Source organism: uncultured Cardiobacterium sp., from assembly GCF_938028185.1.
In the GTDB taxonomy this organism is placed as follows: domain Bacteria; phylum Pseudomonadota; class Gammaproteobacteria; order Cardiobacteriales; family Cardiobacteriaceae; genus Cardiobacterium.
Genome location: NZ_CALJAH010000069.1, coordinates 1 through 21,470 on the forward strand (window position 1 = coordinate 1; position 21,470 = coordinate 21,470).

Annotated in this window: 21 protein-coding genes; 3 read left to right on the forward strand and 18 right to left on the reverse strand. The window is 60.4% G+C overall.

All coding sequences use genetic code 11. The annotated features are described in order from the left end of the window. Nucleotides 1–114 precede the first annotated feature (114 nt). From Q0349_RS02105 to Q0349_RS02175, 15 genes are all read right to left on the reverse strand, one after another. Entirely contained in the window at nt 115–1,053 is a 939-nt protein-coding gene (locus tag Q0349_RS02105) for a hypothetical protein (protein WP_298079189.1), read from the reverse strand. A gap of 250 nt (nt 1,054–1,303) precedes the next feature. Continuing rightward, the gene (agp, locus tag Q0349_RS02110) at nt 1,304–2,599 is read right to left on the reverse strand and encodes a bifunctional glucose-1-phosphatase/inositol phosphatase (RefSeq protein WP_298079190.1); all 1,296 of its coding nucleotides are present in this window, start codon (nt 2,597–2,599) and stop codon (nt 1,304–1,306) included. Nucleotides 2,600–2,798: 199 nt separating this feature from the next. Continuing rightward, nucleotides 2,799–3,164, reverse strand: coding sequence for a PilZ domain-containing protein (locus tag Q0349_RS02115; protein WP_298079191.1), 366 nt, complete (start codon nt 3,162–3,164; stop codon nt 2,799–2,801). Between the two features lie 2 nt (nt 3,165–3,166). After that, a complete protein-coding gene (locus tag Q0349_RS02120; RefSeq protein ID WP_298079192.1) occupies nt 3,167–4,105 on the reverse strand; it encodes a DNA polymerase III subunit delta' in 939 nt (312 codons plus the stop codon). A 9-nt stretch (nt 4,106–4,114) separates the two neighbouring features. After that, a complete protein-coding gene (gene tmk, locus Q0349_RS02125) occupies nt 4,115–4,732 on the reverse strand; it encodes a dTMP kinase (protein ID WP_298079193.1) in 618 nt (205 codons plus the stop codon). Continuing rightward, nucleotides 4,729–5,742, reverse strand: coding sequence for an endolytic transglycosylase MltG (mltG, locus tag Q0349_RS02130; protein ID WP_298079194.1), 1,014 nt, complete (start codon nt 5,740–5,742; stop codon nt 4,729–4,731). The genes tmk and mltG overlap by 4 nt, the downstream gene beginning before the upstream one ends. Next, nucleotides 5,739–7,007 carry a beta-ketoacyl-ACP synthase II gene (fabF, locus tag Q0349_RS02135; protein WP_298079195.1) on the reverse strand — a complete coding sequence of 423 codons (1,269 nt, stop codon included), beginning with the start codon at nt 7,005–7,007 and terminating at the stop codon, nt 5,739–5,741. Before fabF ends, mltG begins: the two co-directional genes overlap by 4 nt. 96 nt (nt 7,008–7,103) lie before the next feature. Further along, nucleotides 7,104–7,346: an acyl carrier protein gene (gene acpP, locus Q0349_RS02140; RefSeq protein WP_004143495.1), complete on the reverse strand. Its 243-nt coding sequence runs from the start codon at nt 7,344–7,346 to the stop codon at nt 7,104–7,106. A gap of 86 nt (nt 7,347–7,432) precedes the next feature. Further along, nucleotides 7,433–8,170 carry a 3-oxoacyl-ACP reductase FabG gene (gene fabG / locus Q0349_RS02145; protein WP_298079196.1) on the reverse strand — a complete coding sequence of 246 codons (738 nt, stop codon included), beginning with the start codon at nt 8,168–8,170 and terminating at the stop codon, nt 7,433–7,435. Then, the gene (fabD, locus tag Q0349_RS02150) at nt 8,167–9,105 is read right to left on the reverse strand and encodes an ACP S-malonyltransferase (protein ID WP_298079197.1); all 939 of its coding nucleotides are present in this window, start codon (nt 9,103–9,105) and stop codon (nt 8,167–8,169) included. Before fabD ends, fabG begins: the two co-directional genes overlap by 4 nt. Before the next feature lie 12 nt (nt 9,106–9,117). Further along, on the reverse strand, nt 9,118–10,086 hold the full coding sequence (locus tag Q0349_RS02155; protein WP_298079198.1) for a beta-ketoacyl-ACP synthase III: 969 nt from the start codon (nt 10,084–10,086) through the stop codon (nt 9,118–9,120). Continuing rightward, nucleotides 10,083–11,129, reverse strand: a complete 1,047-nt coding sequence (gene plsX / locus Q0349_RS02160; protein WP_298079199.1) for a phosphate acyltransferase PlsX — start codon at nt 11,127–11,129, stop codon at nt 10,083–10,085. Before plsX ends, Q0349_RS02155 begins: the two co-directional genes overlap by 4 nt. 13 nt (nt 11,130–11,142) lie before the next feature. Then, nucleotides 11,143–11,346, reverse strand: coding sequence for a 50S ribosomal protein L32 (rpmF, locus tag Q0349_RS02165; protein WP_298079201.1), 204 nt, complete (start codon nt 11,344–11,346; stop codon nt 11,143–11,145). Further along, nucleotides 11,324–11,869 carry a DUF177 domain-containing protein gene (locus Q0349_RS02170; RefSeq protein ID WP_298079203.1) on the reverse strand — a complete coding sequence of 182 codons (546 nt, stop codon included), beginning with the start codon at nt 11,867–11,869 and terminating at the stop codon, nt 11,324–11,326. The genes rpmF and Q0349_RS02170 overlap by 23 nt, the downstream gene beginning before the upstream one ends. 44 nt (nt 11,870–11,913) lie before the next feature. Further along, nucleotides 11,914–12,783, reverse strand: a complete 870-nt coding sequence (locus Q0349_RS02175; protein WP_298079205.1) for a serine hydrolase — start codon at nt 12,781–12,783, stop codon at nt 11,914–11,916. Between the two features lie 527 nt (nt 12,784–13,310). Here Q0349_RS02175 and Q0349_RS02180 point away from each other — a divergent pair. Beyond that, entirely contained in the window at nt 13,311–14,657 is a 1,347-nt protein-coding gene (locus Q0349_RS02180; protein ID WP_298079206.1) for an anaerobic C4-dicarboxylate transporter, read from the forward strand. A gap of 67 nt (nt 14,658–14,724) precedes the next feature. Here the strand turns inward: Q0349_RS02180 and Q0349_RS02185 are convergent, their stop codons facing one another. The 3 genes from Q0349_RS02185 to Q0349_RS02195 form a co-directional block, all read right to left on the reverse strand. Then, on the reverse strand, nt 14,725–15,477 hold the full coding sequence (locus Q0349_RS02185) for a DUF6636 domain-containing protein (protein ID WP_298079209.1): 753 nt from the start codon (nt 15,475–15,477) through the stop codon (nt 14,725–14,727). A 522-nt stretch (nt 15,478–15,999) separates the two neighbouring features. After that, on the reverse strand, nt 16,000–17,628 hold the full coding sequence (locus tag Q0349_RS02190) for an NAD(P)-binding protein (RefSeq protein ID WP_298079210.1): 1,629 nt from the start codon (nt 17,626–17,628) through the stop codon (nt 16,000–16,002). A 290-nt stretch (nt 17,629–17,918) separates the two neighbouring features. After that, on the reverse strand, nt 17,919–18,314 hold the full coding sequence (locus tag Q0349_RS02195; protein ID WP_298079211.1) for a hypothetical protein: 396 nt from the start codon (nt 18,312–18,314) through the stop codon (nt 17,919–17,921). Between the two features lie 59 nt (nt 18,315–18,373). On the opposite strand from Q0349_RS02195, the gene Q0349_RS02200 reads away from it, so the two are divergent. Continuing rightward, the gene (locus Q0349_RS02200; protein WP_298079212.1) at nt 18,374–19,390 is read left to right on the forward strand and encodes a nitronate monooxygenase; all 1,017 of its coding nucleotides are present in this window, start codon (nt 18,374–18,376) and stop codon (nt 19,388–19,390) included. A 253-nt stretch (nt 19,391–19,643) separates the two neighbouring features. Further along, the gene (gene mnmC, locus Q0349_RS02205) at nt 19,644–21,458 is read left to right on the forward strand and encodes an FAD-dependent 5-carboxymethylaminomethyl-2-thiouridine(34) oxidoreductase MnmC (protein WP_298079214.1); all 1,815 of its coding nucleotides are present in this window, start codon (nt 19,644–19,646) and stop codon (nt 21,456–21,458) included. Nucleotides 21,459–21,470: the final 12 nt, after the last annotated feature.

The following is a 21,470-nucleotide window of genomic DNA, read 5'->3' on the forward strand; positions in this document are numbered from 1 at the left end:
CAGGCCGTTCCTGATCACGTGTGTTACCTATAAAGGCTTCTGACGCTATTTGTAAATTGGAAAACTCAAGATAAGTACTGATATCATTCTTTCGGGTAATGTATTTGTTCATATTTAGTCTCCTTGTTTAGGATTAAGAACAGACTGAGTAAACAACTCAATCTGACCTCCAGAAAAATATTTTGTGGACGGGCAAGTGTCCGCATCTAGCCACATCGGGTAGAAACTGTTAGCATAACCTTGCTCAGGTTCAAAGCTATACCAATCCTTAGTCGCCATTACTTCGTTAGTTCGTGTATCAATAATCGTAGCACGTGTATGTGCTATCCAGTATTTTCGCTCTTCTAAATCTATAAAATTATCGAAAGTAACAGCATAATAAGAAGGAATTGAAATAGGGGAAGTTACAACTTCAATAAGTTCTTTATCATAAGGATTTTTGAAAGAGTAACGAAGATATTTTCCATTCTCTTGTTTTATATCTACGTAATGATACCCTCTTTGTATAATATAGCGTTCATCTATAGCACGTATATCATAACTTGAAATAACATCTTCAGAAATATTATTAGAGTATAAGTTATCCAAGTCGTTTCGTATTTTTTTTATTCTCCATCCTAAAAAACCATACATATAACCATAAGTAGTTGATTGCATCGGTAATCCAGCATATTCCCACAATTGAATATTATCTGTTTCAGGATATTCGGTATCCCATACTTTCAATAAAGTAACACCTTCCACATTGTCTGCTGTCCGGTAAACTTTCTCGCCCGCCGTTTTGCAACGTTCTTCAAACAGTGCTTTGCCCTTCAGGTAGTTTTGGCGGCGGATTTCTGCTTCACGATTTAACCTGCGTTCATCGGCACTGGGGATAAATATCCAGGCAAGAACGCCCCCCAAAACGACAACCGTCGCAATGATGTTGTTGCGCCATGCCTTGCCGGGTTCGCTGCATTTGTACACCACCCCCCAAACGATGACGAGCAGGAAAAGAACCCCGCCCCAAAAGGCGAAGAAGATAAAGCGGAAGATGTCCTGTGGGGTGATCATGGCTTATCCGTGGCAAGGGATGAAAACAAAACACCCCCACGGACGCGCTTGCCCGTGGGGGTGTTTGGCTGGGTGTTCTGGTTGTCGGTTGCGCCGGGTGGCGTGGTGGTTTTGGCGGGCGGTCATTGTGGTTGCCTCTGATGGGTTTGCCTGCTGGCGAAGGTAGCAGCTTCTGCCACAGCGGGCAAGGCATCGCATGGCATGAAAAATCCCGCCGGGGCGGGATTTTTCGCAAATGGACGGTGGGGCTTCAGGGTTTAAGCGCGGCATCGGCGACGCGGTTGAAGTCGTCCATCGGGCAGAAGCCGTTGGCGTCCGTCGGACAGCCTTCCAGTTTGAGGGTCACGCGCTGCGGCGGGTTTTTCAGGCTGAGTTCGCTGTCTTCGCGCAGTTGTTGTGTGGTCTGATAGACGTATTCGATTTTCAGCAGTGCCTTGCCGTCTTTGTCGCGCCATTGTTCAAAAAGCACTTTGCCGCTGATCGGGGTTTTTTCGTACTGGTCGGGCAGTTGGTACGGCGCGGCCTGCAACAGCGCCAAGAGCGAGGCGACGTTGGAGTCGTGGCCGACAAGCAGGGTGATTTTCGCCTTTTGTGCGTCCTTGATCAGCGGGTGCTGGTAGCCGTGGTCGGCAAAGCTGTTCTGGATGAAGGCGAGCAGCGGCGAGGCGGTTTCTTTGGCGAGTACCGGCGAGGTGAAGAGGACGTCGGTGTAGATGTTTTTCAGGTCAACGATGGCCTGCCATTGTTCCGGTGTCTGGATTTTGCCCCAGGCGACTTCGCCCGCCGGGTAGCCTTCGTAGTATTGGAGGATGAAGCTGTCGGCGGCGCCGGTGCCGTTACGCAGCGGGCCTTTGGTGCCGGGCTCTTTGTCCTGGGCGAAGGTGAGGGTGTTCGGGATTTTTTCGAGGTCGCACTGTTTTTCTTTTTCGCAGGTGGCGGAGTGGTCGTAATCCAGCACGTCTTCGAGGATGGCGTAGTTTTTGGCGAGGCGTTCGTTCAGTTTGGCAAAGCCACCATTGCCGAGCATTTGGTCAATGGATTTTTCGGCTTTTTCGGTGAAGGCGGCATCCACCGGGCTGCGCACGATGGGGTTGAAGGTGTTGTCCATTTTGCCCACTTCTTCAAGGTTATGGACTTTGATGTCGCAGTCGGGGAAGGCACCCTTGACGAAGTGTTTGCCGGTGTCGATGGTGCGCGGCAGGCTGTTGGTATAGACGAGCAGTTCTCCGGCGGCGGGGCAGGCGTCTTTTTTGACGAGGCCGACGTTATCGAACCATTCGTCCATGTAGTGCGCGAGGCGGGTTTCGAGTTCGCCGCCGCGCGGGGTGAGGTGGCCGCCTTCGGTTTTCCACGGTGTCCAGGTTTGCGGGGTGGCGTCTGCCAGCGCGCTGCCGTAGCCAATCAGCGGCGCGCGGATGCCGTGGCGGCTCAAGATGGTGATTTTTTCGAGGGTGTAGCCTTCGGGCGTGGCCGCGACCGGGGCGGTTTCGGCCTGGGCGGCGGCGCAGGCGGCAGCGAGGGCGGTGAGGAGGAGGGTTTTTTTCATGTGAATCTCCGGGGTGTGTTTGCGGGTATTGTCATCATGTGGCAATGGGCGCAATTGTACGCCCCGTTGTGGGTTTTGTGTGTTTTTGTGTTTATTTTTATCAGAAAACCCCGCATAAGACGAGGTTTTGTGTGAATTTTCGTAAGCGTCCGCTTCGCAGAAGCCTGTCCGTCAGAAGCAAAAAGGGCGGTTTTGGGTGTTACATCGTCGCCGACGGCAGGCCGCTGGTCATCATTTTGCCGAGGCCGGCTTCGATGACTTCGCGGATTTTCGGTGCTTCTTTGCCGCGTAGCTGGACGCCGACGCCGGGGACGCGGCGCGAGATTTTTTTTGGCGGGTTGAGCCAGACGATGCGGCCGGAGGCGGCGAATTTGCCGAGGTCGCCCGGCAGTTTGAGGAAGACGAAGACTTCTTGCTCCAGCGCGTAGTGTTCTTCGGTGGCGACGAAGATGCCGCAGCCGTCCACGAAGGGCATATATGCCTGGTAGAGGTCTTTCAGGTCTTCGATGTTGAGGCGGATAACGCCTTGTTTGAGTTTGGATTGGGGGGTAGCAGGGGTTGTCATGGTTAGGGGTTCCGTTTGTCGCAGGTTTCCAGCAACAGGGCTTTGATGTTCAGGGTTTGCCCGATTTGTTGCCGGTCCGGGCGGCGCAGTTCGCTGAGGCGCGCATAGAGGGTATGCAGGCGGTTCAGGTCGAGTCCTTGCAGGTCTGCGTCGTGTTGGCGCAGGCGATTGTGCCAAGTTTGGCCGCTGGTGTCCAGTTGGCGGCTGGCGATGAGGGTTTCCAGCTGGCTTTGCAGGTAGTCGTTAAGGTCGTTGTCCTTGAGGCGGTCGAGGTGGTGCAGGTAGGCGGTCGCCTGCTGCGGTTGGGCGAGGTAGGCGATGAGCAGGTCAATGTGTTCGAGCGGGTCGGGCGCGTCCGGGTGGGCGAGTGCCTGGTGCGGGTTGCCGTGGTGCAGCGCGAGGCTGGCGGCGGCTTGTTCGGCGCTGAACTGGTGGGTGCTGACCAGCCATTGTTGTGCCTGTTCGGCGGTCGGCTGCGGCAGGGTGACGACATGGCTGCGGCTCAAGATGGTCGCCTTGACCGCGCGGCGGTTGGTGGCGCTGAGGATGAAGCGGCTGTGTTGCGGCGGTTCTTCCAGGGTTTTCAGCAGGGCGTTGAGCGCGTAGGGGTTGTAGTTATCGATGGCACCGAGGTAGGTCACGCGCAGTGCGCCAATCGCCGGGGTGTTTTGCAGGGTGTCGCCGATGGCGCGGATGTCTTCGATTTTGCAGGGCTCAAGGTAGCTGGCGGTGTCGGGGTGGGTGCCTTGCGTCAGCAGGTGGCAGGATTTGCACTGGCCGCAGGGGCGGTGCGTGTCGTTGAGGCAGAGGGCGCGGGCGATGATGGCGCGCGCCATGTCGTCGGCGTTGCCGCGCTGCGGGTCGATGAGGAGCAGGGTCGCGGGCAGTTGGTCGGCGAGGCGGTCAAGGCCACGGTAATGCAGGTCGGTCCAGGGGAGCATGGCGGCGGTTCAGGGGCGGCGCAGCGCGTCCAGATGCGGACGGATGCGGGCGAAAACGGTTGCGGCGTCGTCTTCGGCGTTGATGAGGACGGCGTGGGGTTCTTGCGCGCGGGCGCGGTAGCCGTCAGCGACGCGGGCGAAGAAGTCGGCGGGTTCGCGCTCAAAGCGGTCCTGGTCGGCACCGCGTTGGGCGAGGCGGGCGCGGGCGGTGGCGGGGCTGCTTTCGAGGATAAGGGCGAGGTCGGGGACGCGGGCGGTGTCGCTTGCTGCTTCGAGGGCGGCGATGGTCGCTTGCGGGATGCCGCGCCCGTAGTGTTGGTAGGCGTAGGTGGCGTCGCGGTAGCGGTCGGAGATGTACCATTCGCCACGGGCGAGGGCGGGCAGGATGGTTTGTTGCAGGTGGGCGCGGCGGGCGGCAAGGAGGAGCAGCAGTTCGGTCAGCGGGTCGGCGTTGGTCGTGCGATCGAGGAGGATGTCGCGCAGCCGTTCGCCCAGCGGGGTGCCGCCCGGTTCGCGTCCGTAGCGGGCGGTGATGCCGTGCGCGTCGCACCACGCCCGGATGTTGGCGAGTTGGGTACTTTTGCCGACGCCTTCGCTGCCATCCAGGGTGATGAAGCGCCCGCTCATGGTTTGGGCTGTTGTTGTTGTTTGAGGTAGCGGGCGACGGCCTGTTGGTGTTCTTCGTAGGTGGCGCTGAAGGTGTGGCCGCCTTTGCCGTCGGCGACGAAGTAGAGGCTGTCGCCATCCGCCGGATGCAGCGCCGCTTCGATGCTCGCCTTGCCGGGCAGGGCGATCGGGGTTGGCGGCAGGCCTTTGTTAATGTAGGTGTTGTACGGGGTGTCGGTTTGCAGGTGTTTGCGGGTCAGATCGCCGTGGTAATCAGCCGCGCCGTAGATGACGCTGGGGTCGGTTTGCAGCAGCATGTCTTTTTCGAGGCGGCGGACGAAGACGCCGGCGATTTGCGGGCGCTCGCTGGCAACACCGGTTTCTTTTTCGACGATGGAGGCGAGGATGAGCGCCTGGTAGGGGGTGGCAAACGGCAGGCCGTCGGCGCGGGTCGGCCAGGAGCCTTCCAGAACGCGCTGCATTTCGCCGTGCATCCGTTTCAGCAGTTCGAGGTCGCTGGTACCCCGGTGGAACTGGTAGGTTTCGGGCATAAACCAGCCTTCGGGGCTGCCTTCGATGCCGAGCAAGGTGGCGATTTGCGCGTCGGTTTTGTTGTTCAGGGTGTGTTCGATGCCGGCGGTTTGTTCGAGGCTCGCGCGCAGGTCTTTGAAGGTTTTGCCTTCGACGACGGTGATGTTGTACACCACCACTTTGCCGTTGGTGATGTCGTTGATGAGCGAGGGTAGACTGGCGTTCGGGTCGATGCGGTAGTCACCTGCCTTGATGTTCGCCGCTTGCGGGTTGAGGCGGGCATACATCGGCAGTACCCAGTCGCTGTGAATGATGCCGCGCCGGGTCAGTTCGCGGTTGAGGCTGGTGAGGGTGTCTCCGGGTTTGACGGTGACGATGCCGTCGCCTTCGGTGACGAGCGGTTCGTTCAGCGCTTTTTGGTATTGCAGGTAAAAGACGCCCGCCGCCCAGGCGGCGAGAAGGATGAGGGTGAGGAAGAGGTTGAGGAGGAAGCGTTTCATGGCTGGTACCGTCGCAGGAGAATGCAGGCGTTGGTGCCGCCGAAGCCGAAGGAGTTGGAGAGGGCGGTGCCGATTTTCATCGGGCGTGCTTTGTGCGGGACGTAGTCAAGGTCGCAGCCTTCGCCGGGCTGGTCAAGGTTGATGGTCGGCGGCGCGATTTGGTCGCGCAGGGCGAGCAGGCTGAAGATGGCTTCAAGACCGCCGGCAGCGCCGAGGGCGTGCCCGGTCATGGATTTGGTGCTGCTGACGGCGAGGCGGTAGGCGTGTTCGCCGAAGCTGTTTTTGATGGCGCGGGTTTCGGCGATGTCGCCCGCCGGGGTGGAGGTGCCGTGCGCGTTGATGTAGTCCACCGCGTCCGGGGTGATGCCCGCGTCCTTGAGGGCGAGGGTCATGCAGCGTGCCGCGCCGGAGCCGTCTTCCAGCGGTGCGGTCATGTGGTAGGCGTCCGAGCTCATGCCCATGCCGATGATTTCGCCGTGGATGGTGGCACCGCGCGCCAGGGCGTGTTCGAGGGTTTCAAGGATGATGACGCCCGCGCCGTCGCCGAGGACGAAGCCGTCGCGGTCTTTGTCCCAGGGGCGGGAGGCGCGCTGCGGGTCGTCGTTGCGGGTGGAGAGGGCTTTCGCGGCGGCAAATCCGGCGATGCCCATGTCGTTGCCCGCACTTTCCGCGCCCCCGGCAATCATCACGTCCGCATCGCCTGTTTGAATCATGCGGTAGGCCTGGGCGATGGAGTGGGTGGCGCTGGCGCAGGCGGTGACGGTCGCAAGTGTCGGCCCCTTGATGCCGTAGCGGATGGAGAGGTTGCCCGCGATCATGTTGACGATGTTTTTCGGCACATAGAACGGCGAGACGCGGCGCGCGCCACGTTCGAGAAATTCGCGGTAGCCGTCCAGCATTCCCGGCAGGCCGCCGATGCCGGAGCCAATGATGATGCCGGTTCGTTCGGCGAGGGTGGGGTTGGTAAATTCGAGGCCACTGTCGCTGATGGCATCAACTGCGGCGGCGACACCATAGTGAATGAAGCCGTCCATTTTGCGCGCTTCTTTGGCATCAAAGTAGCGGGCAAGGTCGAATCCCTGGACGGCGCCACGGAAACGCACGGGCAAGTCCGAAGGGTCATAATCGGTGATGGGGGTAATGCCGCTCTTGCCAGCGAGGATGTTCTCCCAGGCGCTGGCGATGCTGCTGCCGACCGGGCTGATGATGCCCATGCCGGTTACGACGACACGAGGTATGGCTCTGCTGCGGGTTGTTTGCGTCATGTGTTCCTGCCGTTGGTTGGCCCGGTTTGTGGCGGGCGGGGATACAAAAAAGCCACAGCAGTCCGTTAAACTACCGTGGCTTGCCTGCCGACCCGTTTAGCCGTTGCTGTTGGCTTTGACGTAGTCGATAGCGGTTTGCACGGTGGTGATTTTTTCTGCGTCTTCGTCGGGGATTTCGCAGTCAAATTCTTTTTCCAATGACATGACGAGTTCAACGAGATCGAGTGAGTCAGCGCCGAGGTCGTCAATGAAGGCGGCTTCAGGCTTGACCTGCGCCTCATCAACGCTCAACTGCTCTGCGATCACTTTGATGACGCGTTCTTCGATTGAATTACTCATGGTGTGTTTTTCCTGGGTTGTGATTGAAGGGGGCGTATTGTAAAAGGTTTATGGGGCAATTGCCACACGGCGGCGGGTGCGCGCCCTTACAGCATATACATTCCGCCGTTGATGTTCAGCGTCTCGCCGGTGATGTATTCGGCGCGTGCCAAATAGACGACCGCTTCGGCGACGTCTTCCACCCGCCCCAGTTTGGCGAGCGGGATTTGTTCGGCAAGCATTTTTTTCTGCTCTTCCGGCAGTTTGTCGGTCATGTCGGTTTGGATGAAGCCGGGGGCGACGCAGTTGACGGTGATGCCGCGCGAGCCGACTTCACGCGCCAGCGATTTGGAGAAGCCGATAAGTCCGGCCTTGGTGGCGGCGTAGTTGGTCTGCCCGGCATTGCCCATGATGCCGACGACCGAGGTGATGTTGATGATGCGGCCACAGCGGGCTTTCATCATGTCGCGCAATACTGCCTTGCTCAGGCGGTAAACGCTGCTGAGGTTGGTATCAATGACGTGATCCCATTGTTCCGGTTTCATCCGCATCAGCAGGTTGTCGTCGGTGATACCGGCGTTGTTGACGAGGATGCCGACCGGAGCGAATTGTCCGGCGATGTCTTTAATCAGTGCTTCTACTGCATCATTATCGTTGACGGAGAGTTTCTTGCCACAGCCCTTGAAGCCGCTTGCGGCAATGTGTTGGCTGATGGCATCCGCGCCATTGTCGCTGGTAGCGGTGCCAATGACGGTTGCACCTTCGCGACCGAGGGCGTCAAGGATGGCGCGACCGATGCCACGGCTGGCGCCGGTAACGAGGGCGACTTGCTCTTGCAGGTTCATGGGGTCTCCGTGAGGGCTTGGCGGACAGCAGCAACGCTGTCGGGATGGTCAAAGGCGATGGTACGCAGCGTTTTGTCGATACGCTTGTTCAGTCCGGTGAGGACTTTGCCCGGCCCGGCTTCGATAAAGAGATTGACGCCGCGTGCGGCAAGTGCCTTGACGCAATCCACCCAGCGCACCGGTTGGTACAGTTGCGCACCCAGCGCGGCTTCAATACCGCTGGTGTTTTCATGGGTTTTGGCATCCACGTTATGGATGATGACCGCATTCGCGGGGTGCCAATGGACTTTACCGAGGTGCAGGCTGAGCTGTCCGGCGGCGGCACGCATCAGAGCGCAATGGGAGGGGACGCTGACAGCAAGGAGGACGGCACGTTTTGCCCCCGCCTGTTTCGCCGCTTCTACCGCAGCGGCGACTGCGGCGGCTTCACCGGCAATCACGACCTGGCCGGGCGAGTTGAAATTGGCGGCGCTGACTTTGCCGGGGGTGCGGTTGCAAACGCTGATGACGTCTTCATCGGCCAAGCCCAGGATGGCGGCCATGGCGCCTTCACCGGGGGCGACCGCTTCCTGCATGATTTTGCCGCGCATATGCACGAGCTGGATGGCTTCGGCGAAGGTCATGGCGCCTGCGGCACAAAGGGCGGTGTATTCGCCCAGCGAGTGGCCTGCCATATAAGGCGCGTTGATGCCGCATTCGTCGCGCAGGATATCGGCGCAGGCGATGCCGGCGGCGAGCAGCGCAGGCTGGGTAATCGCGGTCTGGTCGAGCTGGTTGTTCGGGTCTTCCTGGGCGATTTGCCAAAGGTCGAGACCGAGTACGTCGGAGGCTTCCTGAAAGCGACGCTGCACGACGGGGTAAGTTGCTGCCAGTTCCTTGAGCATACCGGGGCTTTGTGAGCCCTGTCCGGGGAAAATCAGTGCGATGGTCGCCATGTTGAACTCCTCTTAGTAAGTGATGATGCTGCCACCCCAAACGAATCCGCCACCGAAGGCTTCCAGCAGCAGTTTGTGACCGCGCTGTATCGTACCGTTTTTGATGCCGTAATCCAACGCCAGCGGAATGGAGGCGGCGGAGGTGTTGGCGTGTTCGGCGACGGTGAGGATGACTTTTCCCAGCGGCAGGTTGAGGTGTTCGGCAGTCGCCTTGATGATGCGCAGGTTGGCCTGGTGCGGGATGAGAAAATCAATTTCTTCCGCCTGCATCTGTTGTTGTTCCAGCAGTTCGGTAACGAGTCCGGCCAGGCTGCGTACCGCTACCTTGAACACTTCGCGCCCTTCCATGTGAATGAAGGGCATACGGTCGCCGAGGGTGGACGCGGGCGAACCGCTGCCACGCGGCACATAGAGCAGGTCTTTGTAACGGCCGTCGCTATGCAGCACCGAGCCGTGAATACCGGGTTCGTCCGCTGCTTCAAGGATAACGGCACCGGCACCATCGCCAAAGAGGATAGCGGTGCTGCGGTCGCTCCAGTCGAGGATGTTGCTGAAGACTTCCGCACCGATGACCAGCGCGCGCTTGCTGTTGCCCGCGCGGATGAAATTGTCAGCGGTTGCCAGCGCGAAGACGAAACCGGAGCAGGCAGCCTGCATATCAAAGGCGACAATGGCCGGGCAACCGAGGCGGGTTTGCAGCTGGCTGGCGTTGCTGGGGAAGATGTGTTCCGGGGTAGAGGTGGCGACGATAATCAGGTCAATCGTCGCCGGGTCGATATCCGCGCGCTCAAGGGCATCACGCGCCGCGTAAAAGGCGAGGTCGGTACTGCTTTCGTCTGGCGCGGCAATATGGCGCTGTTCAATACCGGTACGGGTGCGAATCCACTCGTCGGAGGTGTCCATCCGCTCGGCGAATTCCTGGTTGGTCATAATCCGCTGCGGCAGGTAACTGCCGGTGCTGAGGATTTTGCTGTAAATCATGCAGTGGGTTCTTCGGCTGTACTGCGCTTCTGCTGACGGTCAAGCTGGCAGCGGATGTGGTCAATGATGCCGTTGGTGATTTCCAGACGGGCGACGTTGATGGCATTGGCAAAGGCGAAAATATCGGCGTTGCCGTGGCTTTTGATAACAATGCCCTGCAAGCCGAGCAGGGTCGCGCCGTTATAGCGGCGCGGGTCAATGCGTGCCTTGGTGCGATGCAATACCGGCAGGGAAAAGAGCGCGGCAATTTTGCTGAAGATACTGCGGCGAAATTCCTGCTCCAGCGTGGTCTGAATGTATTTGGCGATGCCTTCCACCGATTTCAGGGCGACGTTACCGACAAAGCCGTCGCAGACGACGATATCCAGTTTTTCCTTGAGGAAGATATCATTGCCTTCGACGAAACCGCAGTAGTTGAGGTCAGTTTTCTCCAGCAATTTGCTGGTTTCTTTGACCATGTCGTTGCCCTTGATCGCTTCTTCGCCGATGTTGAGCAGGCCGACTATCGGGTTTGGTTTTTCATCGACCGCCTTGACCAGCTCCGAACCCATCACCGCGAACTGCACCAGCTGCTCCGGTTTGGCGTCAACGTTGGCTCCCAAATCCAGCCAGTGCACATGACCGCCGCGTGAGGGTACGACCGCGCAAATGGCCGGACGGGAAATACCGGGCAGCATCTTCAGAATGTAGCGGCTGCTTGCCATCAGTGCGCCGGTGTTGCCCGCGCTGACACAGGCCTGCGCCTTGCCGTCGCGCACCAGTTCAATCGCTTTCCACATGGAGGAATCGGTCTTGTGGCGCAGTACGTTGGCGGGCGCTTCGTCCATCGCCACCACCTGCGTGGTGTGGTGGATGTCAATGCGGCGCGTGTCAATTGCACCAAAGGATTTGTGGCCGCGAATCGCCTGCTCGTCGCCCACGACAATCATGCGCACGTCGTGGTGGCGTTTTTGAATATGGGCGATGGCGGCCAGCGTAACATCCAGACCGATATCGCCGCCCATTGCGTCAATGGCAATGACTGGCGGCTTGCTCGTGCTCATGGTGTGTCAGATTTTATTCTTCGATATCAATTTGTTGGGCGACACGGGGGCGGACAATTGCGAGGCGTCCACGGTAGAAGCCGTCTTTGGTCACGTGGTGGCGCAGGTGGCGTTCACCGCTCTGACGGTCGGTAGAGATGGTTTTGCCGCTGAGGGCATCATGGGCGCGGCGCATACCGCGTTTGGAAGGGGTTTTACGATTCTGTTGAACGGCCATGAGAATTCTCCTTGGTTTCCAGTAAGTCTTTCAAAGCCGCAAACGGGTTCTGCGTTTCTGCCTGCGGCAGGGGGGCACGCGCGCCGGTCTGCGGCAGGCTGCAATCCTCGTGCTTGGCGATCATCGGCATCGCCAGCAGGATTTCTTCTTCAATGAACCACGCCAGATTGAGTTCGTCTTCGGCGCAGATCAGGGTTTCGCTGCCGTCGGTGACATTGGCCTCAAGGGATTCATTCCGAATCAGCACATAATCAAAGGAATGGGCAACCTCCAGCGTCATCGTTTCCAGACAGCGCTGGCACTGGGTATGCAGGACAGTACGCACGCTGCCGCCGAGGCGGTATTGGCCGTCTTTGTCCACGTTTCCTTCGAGGGTGTAATGCACGACGTCATCGCACGACCCCGTCCATTGTTTCAGCGTTTCGGTATCTGCCAGCGGCAGCACGCCGCTGTCGCGGCAACGGTTTTTGGCAAAGGCCCAAGGGTCAAATGACCGGGGGGGGGTCGCGGGAGCGCGCATCATACTCTCAACATTTTTTAGTGTCAAAACGGAAAAACAGCGAAAAATCAGCCGATACCGTGCGTGCGAGCGAAGTGCAGATAGACAATATCCGAGATTTCGCGGATGACATTACTGCGGCTGGTAATCCAGCTGGAATAATTCCCCGCCGGGTTGTCTTTTTCAATAATGGCGGAGATGGTGTAGGGATAACTGCGTCCGCCCGCCTTGCATTCGATGATGCCAAAATTGCCACAGAGCATCGCGGTCGAACCGGTCTTGTCGTACACCGTCGCGCTTTGCGGCACGAATTGTGTTTTGGAGCGGATGCGGTCGGGGTTGGGGATGGACATGATTTGCTTCAGATATTGCGCGCCGGGGAGCTGGTTTGCCCAGAGGGCGCGGAGGAAGCGGTCGTAATCGGCGGCGGAGGCGCGGTTGCGGTAGGTACGCCCCTGCGCCGGAATATTCTCCACAATTTGAATATTGCGGAAAATCTGCGGCGCCTGCTTTTTCAGCATCCATTGCACGCTCTGCGGCCCGCCGAGGCGTTTGAACAGGTGGTTGGTAAATTCATTATTACTGGCGACCACCATGCCGCGCATTTCGTCCTGCACGCGCTGGCTCATCGGGTAGAGGCTGGAATCCTTCAGATAATGGGTGAGCAGATAGGCCTGAATGACAAACGGCTTGACCAGACTGGCACATTGCAACGGCACCTGCGCGTTGATTTGCGCCAGCGGGCGGTTGGCGACCAGGTCATGCACCAGCCAGGCGGTGCGTTCGTCCCCGGCCAGACGTCCTTCGCTGCGCAACTGGCGCACACGTTCATTGATGGAATTTTCCAGCGGTGTCGCCGCCTGGGCGGTAAGCGGCAGGGCAGCACCGAGGCCAAGCGCGCAGCCGCGACCGAGAAATTGTCTTTTATTCAGCAACATGGTTATGAATGGTGAGGAGTTGAAGCCGTCATTTTAACAAAACCGTAAGGAAATAGTATTTCCATGCAGTGGCAGTTTTGCGCCGCTGGACGCCAGTGATTTTGGGGATAATGTTGCGGTTTGCTGTGTTTTTCTGTGGAATTATGGTCGCATCACGGCCTGAAAAGCGCTTTTATCCCTCATCGCAAACACAAAAAATCACACCCGCTGCGCCGCAAAACCGGGCTGATACCTTGCGCTTTTACCCGTAACCAAATGAATTCAAAGCATAAATTCAGGGAGCGTGCGTGCCTGCGAAAAATGTGGATTTTCCTGTGTTACCGCCTTGCAATCTGTACTACAATGCGCCGCAGATCGTTATTAACGTTTTAGACGCATCGCGCCTTTCCCCTTGTAAAACAGGCGGAACCCCGTTGATAACCGTCTCTGGCGACACGGCACAGCGCATGACCGGCCACGACCGGATGAGGCAATGTATTGTCCGCGTCGTCTGAACCGGTTGATTACTCACAAATTTGGAGCATTTTATGTCTGGACTATTCCTCATACAGTTCGCCATCGTGCTGGTGTGTATCCTGCTCGGTGCGCAAGCGGGCGGGATCGGCCTCGGTGTTTTCGGCGGTCTCGGTCTCGCCATCCTCACCTTTGGCTTTGGTTTGGAACCCAATGGTATCCCGATTGATGTCATGCTGATGATGATGGCCGTCGTTGCCGCCGCATCAGCGATGCAGGCCGCCGGCGGTCTCGACCTGATGGTCAAGGTTGCGAGTCGCATTCTGCGCAAAAACCCGAAATACATCACCTTCATGGCGCCTGTTGTTACCTACGTTTTCACCATCTTTGCCGGTACCGGCCACGTCGCCTATTCCGTGCTGCCGGTGATTGCCGAAGTGGCGCGCCGTAACGGCATCCGTCCGGAACGACCGCTGTCGATGGCGGTCATTGCCTCGCAATTCTCCATCGTTGCCAGCCCGATTGCCGTTGCCGTTGTTACCGCAGCGCATATTTTGGAGCCATACCATATAACCATGCTGGATATTCTCATGGTAACGATTCCATCCACGGTACTTGGCATTGGTATCACCTGTATCTTCGTCAACAAGATGGGCAAAGAACTGAAGGACGACCCGGAATACCAGCGTCGTCTGAAAGACCCGGCCTATCAGGAAATCTATGCCGCCCAGGTCTCTGAAAGCGAAATGGAAAGCGGCGCGGGCGAACGCTCTGCAAAACGCTCGCTTACCATTTTCCTGGTTGCCGCCGTGCTGGTTGTTATTTTGGGTATTTCCAAATCGTTCCGCCCGGCATTTGCCCAAGCAGACGGTACGATGAAAACCTTGGGTATGGCACAAACCATCGAAATCATCATGCTCACCGCCGGTGCGCTCATCGTCCTGCTCTGCAAACCGGACGGCACCGCCATTACCCGTGGCTCGGTCTTCCACGCCGGGATGCGTGCGGCAATGGCCATCTTCGGCGTTGCCTGGCTTGGCGACACGCTGTTCAATGCTCATATGTCCGAACTGGAGACGCTCGTTTCCGGCTTGGTCAAAACCGCGCCGTGGACATTCGCTTTCGCGCTGTTCGCCTTCTCCGTGCTGGTCAACAGCCAGGGCGCGACCGTCGCCACCCTGTTCCCGCTCGGCGTCTCGCTCGGCATCCCGCCGGAAATCATGGTCGGCACCTTCGTCGCGGTAAACGGCTACTTCTTCATCCCGAACTACGGCCCGATTATCGCCTCAATCGACTTCGACACCACCGGCACGACCCGCATCGGCCGCTACATCCTCAACCACAGCTTCATGATACCGGGCTTGCTCAGCCTCGCCTTCAGCCTCGTGCTGGGTCTCGCCTTTGCGAAAATGCTGCTGTAATCCCGCGCGGGTATTCAAGAAAAAACCGGAGTCCTGCTCCGGTTTTTTTGTGGGCGACGCTGCGGCGTCAGAAGATTTTGGGCGATGATTTGCCGACGACAAAGCCGTGCTGCTCGCCGTTCTGGCAGAGGATGTTGCCCGCCTTGCGGCGGCATTGCCAGCCCTCGCCGCTGATGGTTTGCCCTTCGGCAAGGTCGGTCGGGGTGCCGTCCATGTCGGTGTCGCCGCGGCATTCCCAGCGGATTTCCGCGTTGCCTTGTGCGGGCAGGACGAGGGTTGCCACCCAGGCCTGCTGGCAGTCGGCGGGGCGTTCTTGTGCGAGTTTGCCCTGCACGGGGACGTCTATCTGGCAGCGCACGCTGTCATAAGGCGGGGCGATGAAGGCGACATTGCGCACGTCGCCGCCGCAGTAGGCGAGGTAATCGCCGTTTTTGCCCTTGCCGGGCAGATTGAAGCGTTGGGCGAAGCTGCCGGGGGCGCTGTCTGCGCCGTTGTCTTCCGTGGTCAGGTTCGAGGTTTCTGTTTGGCGTGCCGGGGTGGCAGGCGATGCCGCTTCGGTGATGATGGCGCTGGCGGGAAGCGGGTCGTCAGCCGCGTTGTCGTTTGGCGTGGCGGGCGGCGCTTCGGCGATGTCTGCCGTTTGGGTTTCGGGCGCGGGTGGCGCTTCGGCGATGTCTGCTATTTTGGTTTCGGGCGCGGTTTTTTCGCCTTTTTTGGCGTCAATGGCAGCCTTGATGCTGTCGGCATCGAGGCGTGGCACGGTTTGGGCGTTGGCGCTGGTGGCCGCGAGGAGGGCGAGGAGAAGGAGCGTTTTGTTCATGGCGGGTTCCGATGGGGAAAATGGGTTGCTTTGGTAATACGGGAAGCGGAGCGTCGGGCGCATTTTAGGGCGGTTTATGTTGTTTTGGATGTGGCTACTACGCGAATAGTTTGCTGCCCCACCTCACCTCGCTCGCACTTCACGCGAGCTGTTCCAGTCCCCCACGGGGGAGGGAGCCGTCCTGCGTATGCCCACATAATGGCGCTCGTTGCAGGCGCAATTGTATAGCCATCCACTGAAAGCCTCATACTGTGTTGCGCCGCTTAACCGTACAAATGTTGTCCCGCCCCGGCTCTCCCCCACGGGAGGGAGTCGATCGGTGTACAACCGCCATAACCTGGATGGTGCACCGGGACACATCCTGTGGCGGGTTCTGGACGTAGGAAAGCGGGAAAAGCGTGCGTGCTGACCGGGTTTCCCGCCAGCGCGTCAGCGGTGGGGCAAGTCCCACCCTACGGGGTACCATATTCGTTTACATACAGGATAGCGGGGAAGGTGTATGTAAAACGGTGGCAGGGCGTGTCACCTTGCCAGCACCCGCCGCGCCGCTTCCACGCCCCAGTACGCCGCTTCTTCAAACACGGAATAGCCGCTCATGTCGCTGTGCGCGAAGTGCAGGCGGGAGCGGTGCGCGCGCACAGCGGCGAGTTGCGGGTCGTCCAGATAGCCGGGCAACGGGATGCGCATCGCGTGGGCGCGGATGCTGATTTCAACTGCATCGACCGCACGCCAGAAGCGTTTGCCGTAGGCGGCGACGAGGTCTTGCGCGGCGAACGCCAGCAGTTCGGCATCGGGCGCGTCCAGCAGCCAGGTGCGTAGTACGGCGGGGTCGGCATGGTTGAGCGCGTGGTACGCGGTGAAGACGGTGCGCGCCGGCTTGGCGACGCGGATGAGCTGGTTGCTGGCGGCGACGTAGCCGAGCGCGGGGCTGCCGTGGATGACGTTGTCCCAGGCGAGTTGCGCGCCATCGGCCTCATGCGGAAAGCGGTGCAGCACGAAGTTGCTGACCAGCCACGGCGCGTAATGGCCGCGTCCGGCAAGCAGTCCGTAGCGGTCGGCGTCCTCCACGATGCGGGCGGCGACCATCAGCGGCATTGCGCTAATCACCTGCCGCGCGCGCATAAGCGTCAGCGCGCCGCTGTGGTTGTCGTGCAGCAGCACTTCGACGCGCCCGTCCGTCTCGCGGATGCGCAGGGCGCTGGCGTCCAGCGCGGCGGGTTGGGCGAAGTGCAGCGTGTCGCCCTGCGGCAGGGCGGCGAGGGATTGCAGCCCGCTGCGTTCACGCAACAGCTGCGAGAGGTGGGCGAGGCCGTCCGGCCAAGTCAAAACGGCGTCGTCGTCGTGACCGCGCGCGGCGAAGTAATGCAGCCCGGCGAAGGCGGAAACCTGCGCTGCGCCCGCGCCGTAATCATCGCGGCAGCAGTAATCGAGGTACCACAGCAGCGTCGGCGAGCGGAAGCCCTCGCGCGCCAGCCAGGCGGCGAAAGTGAGGCGGTCAAGCGCGCGCCATTCTGCGTCCTGCGAGGAGAGGGCGACGGGAATGGCGAAAACCTTGCGCCCGTCGCCGCCGCGCGCACGTTTCAGCCGCTGGATGAGGGCGAAAAAGCGGCGGCTGTCACCATCTTCCTGCGGCAACAGCGCCTCCTGCCAGCGCCCGCGAAAACGCAGCCGTTCCGCCGGGGCATAGACCAAATCCGTCTCGCGGTAGCGTGGCGTGTCGCTGTCTGCACCGCTTTCAAGGATGCCGAGGTCGGCGAGCATTTCGCGCACCGCGACGCTTTCCCGCGACGGCAGGGCGAGATAATGCGCACCGCTTGGCGCCCGCAAATCACCGCTGACGAAGGCGGCGTTGTTGCCGTTGCGCTCAATCCCTTCGGCAAGCAGCACGTCGCGCAGCCCCTGCCGCGTCAAAAACCACAGCGCGGACAGCGCCGCCGCACCGCTGCCGAGGATGAGGACGTTGCAATCGCAGACACGCTGCGGTTGCGCCCCGGTAAAGGCAGCGTCGCGCAATTGGTGGCCGAACGGCAAGCCGATGCGGCGCACCGCCAGTGGTGGCGGTCGGTTGAGGTGGCGGTGGGTTAGCCACGACGCGGCTGCGGCGACGCTGATGGCGGCGGATTGGACGAGAAAACGGCGGCGATTGTTCATACCGACATTATAATAAGGCGCGAGCGCTAAACCTCACCAATTAACAGGCAAAACCACAACTGGCCACGGATAAAACCACAGCAACCCACCCGCTTCCGCCCAGATGACGCGCCACTCCGTCGGGTGCTGTCCGAAAAAAACGATACCAACCAAACGATTAACACAAGAATTGGCCAACCTGCGCCCTCACGTACAGCCTCAAAAAACCACATCACCTCGTCAATTCACGAGATAAACACAAAAATTCACGACAACAAACAGGATTGAACCCGTCTTCTTTGCAAAAAACCTCAGAAAAGCAAAAAAGAACACAAAAAAGTGTCGGTAAACACGCGGGAAAACCGAAAAACTTTATAAAAAACGATGCAAAAACAACCAATAACGACGGCAAAATAAAATAAACTTGCAGTTGCTTGACACACCCTGCCCCCATCCCTATAATCCGCCCCGACATCATTGATGTTATCTCCTCTATATCCTCCTTTGGTGGTTGTTTGCCGGGTCGCAAGACCCGGCACTTTTTTTGCCCGAATCCCGGCGGGGCGGCGGCGAATACCGCGATAGCGATACACGCAAAGTTCTGTACCAGGCGCGCCGCTGAAGACAGTACGGCCTTTGTACGGCGCGGGTTTCCCTGAAAAATGGCGCAGCCATTTTTCAGGGTGCCCGGCGAGGCGGCGCAACACCGTACAGGGCTTTGCGTGGATTGCTATAATTCCCGCAAATTCAACACCGGGAACAGCAAATGTACCTCGTCAGCAACGCTCTCAGCGAACGCCTCGGCAGCCAGTACCCCTTCTGGCAGGCGCCGCTTCCCTTCAACCTCATCAGCGCCGAAATGTCCGGCCGCATCAGCGCCCAGGGCGCGCATGGCATAATCCGCATCGCCGCCCACGACACCCGCGACAGCCTCGAAGCCAAAACCGCCGCCTACCGCCAGCATCACGCCGCGCCCAGCTACTGCTTCGCCCACCTCCTGCCGCACCAGCCGCAGGGCGACAAACCCGACACCGCCGCTGCCGAACTACTGCAAACCCGCCTCAACAGCGAGCCGCTCGCCTTGCAACGCGGCGACCATTTCCTCGACCTGCTCGACACCGCCATCGCCGCCCAGCCGCGCGCCATCGGTTTTGCCCAAGGGCTGCCCGACCGCGAAACCCTCGCCCTCATCCGCGAACAGGGCATTCTCACCTTCGCCATCGTCGGCAACCTGCTCGAAGCGCTGAGCGCGGACGACTTCGGCATTGACGTCCTTGTCCTGCAAGGGATGGAAGCGGGCGGTGAACGCGCGGCCTTCACCAACGACCTGCCGCGCGTTGAACAAACCGCGCTGTCGCTGCTGCAACAAGTCCGCGCGTACAGCAAAAAACCGCTCGTCCTCTGGGGCGACCTCACCGGCCCGGCCGATACCGTCGCCGCCATCATCAGCGGCGCGCAGGCGGTGATGCTCGACCGCCCCTTCCTCGCCTGCGCCGAAAACGGCCTTGAGCCCGATCTGCGCGAACGCGCCATTCACGGCAGCGAATACCAAAGCCACATCAGCGACCAGTACACCACCCGGCCAATGCGCTGCCTGCATCACCGCGCCAGCGCCATCGACGACGCCGCGCTGCGCGGCCAGGAAAACCTCTACGCCGCCGCCTTCGCACAACAGCCGGAAGAACGCCCGCTACCGGTCGCCATCAGCGCTATTGACGACCCGCAAAACCTCACCCATTACCTCAACCAGCAGGCACAGCACATCCGGCAGATGATTGCCTGACCCTGCCGCAACCAGAACCATAGGGGCGGTGCATAACCGCCCGTTTTTTTACATACACCCTCCCCGCTACCCTGTATGTATAACCATCCACCGAAAGTTTCAGACAAGGCGCGCCGCTGAAGGCAGTACGCGGTTGTACGGCGCGGGTTTCCCTAAAAAATGGCTTTGCCATTTTTTAGGGTGCCCGGTCAGGCGGCGCAACACCGTATGAGGCTTTCGGTGGATGGCTATAAACACCCACCGGAACCCCGCCATGTTTCTTGATTACGCCCACCTTACCCTCGACGCCAACGGCCAGCCCCGCAGCGACCACTACCACGACATCTATTACAACCCCGGTGCGGGTTTTGCCGAAAGCGAGCACGTCTTCATCAACGGCAACCGCCTGCACGCGCGCATTGCCCATGCCCGCAGCCTCGCCATCGGCGAAGTCGGCTACGGCACCGGGCTGAACTTCATCCACACCGCCGACACCTTCCTCCGCGAAGCCCCAGCAGATGCACGGCTGCACTACATCAGTTTTGAACGCTACCCCGTCGCCGCCGAAACCCTCGCCGCGCTGCAACGCGACTGGCCGCAGCCCGGCATCCGCGCCGCCATCCTCGCGCAAAACCCGCACAACCATCCCGGCCACCACCTGCTCAAAGTGCATCCGCGCATCCATCTGCACCTCATCCTGGGCGACATCCGCGCCACCCTGCCGCAACTGCGCGCGCAGGTGGACGCCTGGTATCTCGACGGCTTTGCCCCGGCGAAAAACCCCGAATGCTGGACGGCGGAACTTATCGCCGAAATCGCCCGTCACAGCGTGGCGGGCGCGACTGCCGCCACCTTCAGCGCCGCGCGCAGCGTGCGCGATGCCCTCGCGCAAGCCGGATTCCAGGTGGAAAAAATCCCCGGTTACGGCGCGAAACGCGACATGATTGCCGCGACCCTCGCCGCCGCGCCCGCGCGCGAGCCGCACTGGACGAACGCCCCCGCCGCCGCATCCGGGCGCATCGCTGTCATCGGCGCGGGCATCGCGGGCAGCACCACCGCGCGCGCGCTTGTCGAAAGCGGTCGCCACGTCGTGCTCTATCACAGCGACGCGCACCCGGCGGCAAGCACCGTCCCCGTCGCCGTGCCTTATCTCAACCCCGACAGCGAAGCGACGCCGAACCGCCCCTACCAAATCGCCGCCTGGCACCACGCCATGCGCGCGCTGCACCAGTACCCGCGCGACATCTACCACCCCTGCGGCGTGTACTGCCACGCGGCGGACGACGGCGAGCGCCGCCGCCAGCAGGCGGTGCTGGACGCGCAACTCCTAAACGACGTCGAACTGCAAGGCGACGCGGCGACGCTGTACTACCCGCGCGGTGGCGTCATCCGCCTGCCCGCGCTGCTCGCGGCGCTCACCGACCACCCCAATATCGAACGGCGGCAGGCGACGCTGACCGGCCTGCGCGACCTCGGCGAATACGCCGCCATCATCCATTGCTGCGGCTGGCAAACCGCGCTCATCCCCGAAACCGCGCTGCATCACGCCATCCGCCCGGTGCGCGGTCAGGGCAGCCGCTTTGCCAGCGACACCGTGCCAGACGCCATCCATTGCGGCGCGCGCACCCTCATCCCCGACGGCGACCGCATCTACAGCGGCGCCAGCTTCGGCGCGAACGACAGCGACCTCACCCCGCGCGCGGCGGACGACGACGTGAACCGCGACGCCATCACCGCCCGTTACCCCGGCGCGGCGCTGCACTTTTATGACCATTACATCGGCATCCGCGGCGCGAGCCGCGACTACCTGCCGCTGGTTGGTGCGGTGCCGGACGCCGCCGACGTCGCCGAAAAATACGGCGCGTTGCGCCACGACGCGGGACGCTCCATCGCGCGCGACATCGCCCACCACCCGCGCCACTACCTGCATCAAGGCCTCGGCAGCAAAGGCTGCACGCAAAGCTGGCTCAACGCCGACATCCTCGCCGCGCTGCTCAACGGTACGCCCATCCCGCTGCCCGCGCCGCAACTGGAACGCATCACCCCCGCCCGCTACCTCATCCGCGCGCTGAAACGCGGGCAACTTTGACCCGGCAAACAG

What these genes read in the sequence shown, in the direction of transcription:
- fabG (WP_298079196.1), bottom strand. Translation starts at nt 8,170, where the DNA reads ATGAACCTGCAAGAGCAAGTCGCCCTCGTTACCGGCGCCAGCCGTGGC.
- fabD (WP_298079197.1), bottom strand. Translation starts at nt 9,105, where the DNA reads ATGGCGACCATCGCACTGATTTTCCCCGGACAGGGCTCACAAAGCCCC.
- fabF (WP_298079195.1), bottom strand. Translation starts at nt 7,007, where the DNA reads ATGACGCAAACAACCCGCAGCAGAGCCATACCTCGTGTCGTCGTAACC.
- plsX (WP_298079199.1), bottom strand. Translation starts at nt 11,129, where the DNA reads ATGAGCACGAGCAAGCCGCCAGTCATTGCCATTGACGCAATGGGCGGC.
- Q0349_RS02115 (WP_298079191.1), bottom strand. Translation starts at nt 3,164, where the DNA reads ATGACAACCCCTGCTACCCCCCAATCCAAACTCAAACAAGGCGTTATC.
- Q0349_RS02200 (WP_298079212.1), top strand. Translation starts at nt 18,374, where the DNA reads ATGTACCTCGTCAGCAACGCTCTCAGCGAACGCCTCGGCAGCCAGTAC.
- Q0349_RS02180 (WP_298079206.1), top strand. Translation starts at nt 13,311, where the DNA reads ATGTCTGGACTATTCCTCATACAGTTCGCCATCGTGCTGGTGTGTATC.
- acpP (WP_004143495.1), bottom strand. Translation starts at nt 7,346, where the DNA reads ATGAGTAATTCAATCGAAGAACGCGTCATCAAAGTGATCGCAGAGCAG.
- tmk (WP_298079193.1), bottom strand. Translation starts at nt 4,732, where the DNA reads ATGAGCGGGCGCTTCATCACCCTGGATGGCAGCGAAGGCGTCGGCAAA.
- Q0349_RS02190 (WP_298079210.1), bottom strand. Translation starts at nt 17,628, where the DNA reads ATGAACAATCGCCGCCGTTTTCTCGTCCAATCCGCCGCCATCAGCGTC.
- Q0349_RS02175 (WP_298079205.1), bottom strand. Translation starts at nt 12,783, where the DNA reads ATGTTGCTGAATAAAAGACAATTTCTCGGTCGCGGCTGCGCGCTTGGC.
- mltG (WP_298079194.1), bottom strand. Translation starts at nt 5,742, where the DNA reads ATGAAACGCTTCCTCCTCAACCTCTTCCTCACCCTCATCCTTCTCGCC.
- mnmC (WP_298079214.1), top strand. Translation starts at nt 19,644, where the DNA reads ATGTTTCTTGATTACGCCCACCTTACCCTCGACGCCAACGGCCAGCCC.
- agp (WP_298079190.1), bottom strand. Translation starts at nt 2,599, where the DNA reads ATGAAAAAAACCCTCCTCCTCACCGCCCTCGCTGCCGCCTGCGCCGCC.
- Q0349_RS02170 (WP_298079203.1), bottom strand. Translation starts at nt 11,869, where the DNA reads ATGATGCGCGCTCCCGCGACCCCCCCCCGGTCATTTGACCCTTGGGCC.
- Q0349_RS02120 (WP_298079192.1), bottom strand. Translation starts at nt 4,105, where the DNA reads ATGCTCCCCTGGACCGACCTGCATTACCGTGGCCTTGACCGCCTCGCC.
- rpmF (WP_298079201.1), bottom strand. Translation starts at nt 11,346, where the DNA reads ATGGCCGTTCAACAGAATCGTAAAACCCCTTCCAAACGCGGTATGCGC.
- Q0349_RS02155 (WP_298079198.1), bottom strand. Translation starts at nt 10,086, where the DNA reads ATGATTTACAGCAAAATCCTCAGCACCGGCAGTTACCTGCCGCAGCGG.
- Q0349_RS02105 (WP_298079189.1), bottom strand. Translation starts at nt 1,053, where the DNA reads ATGATCACCCCACAGGACATCTTCCGCTTTATCTTCTTCGCCTTTTGG.
- Q0349_RS02185 (WP_298079209.1), bottom strand. Translation starts at nt 15,477, where the DNA reads ATGAACAAAACGCTCCTTCTCCTCGCCCTCCTCGCGGCCACCAGCGCC.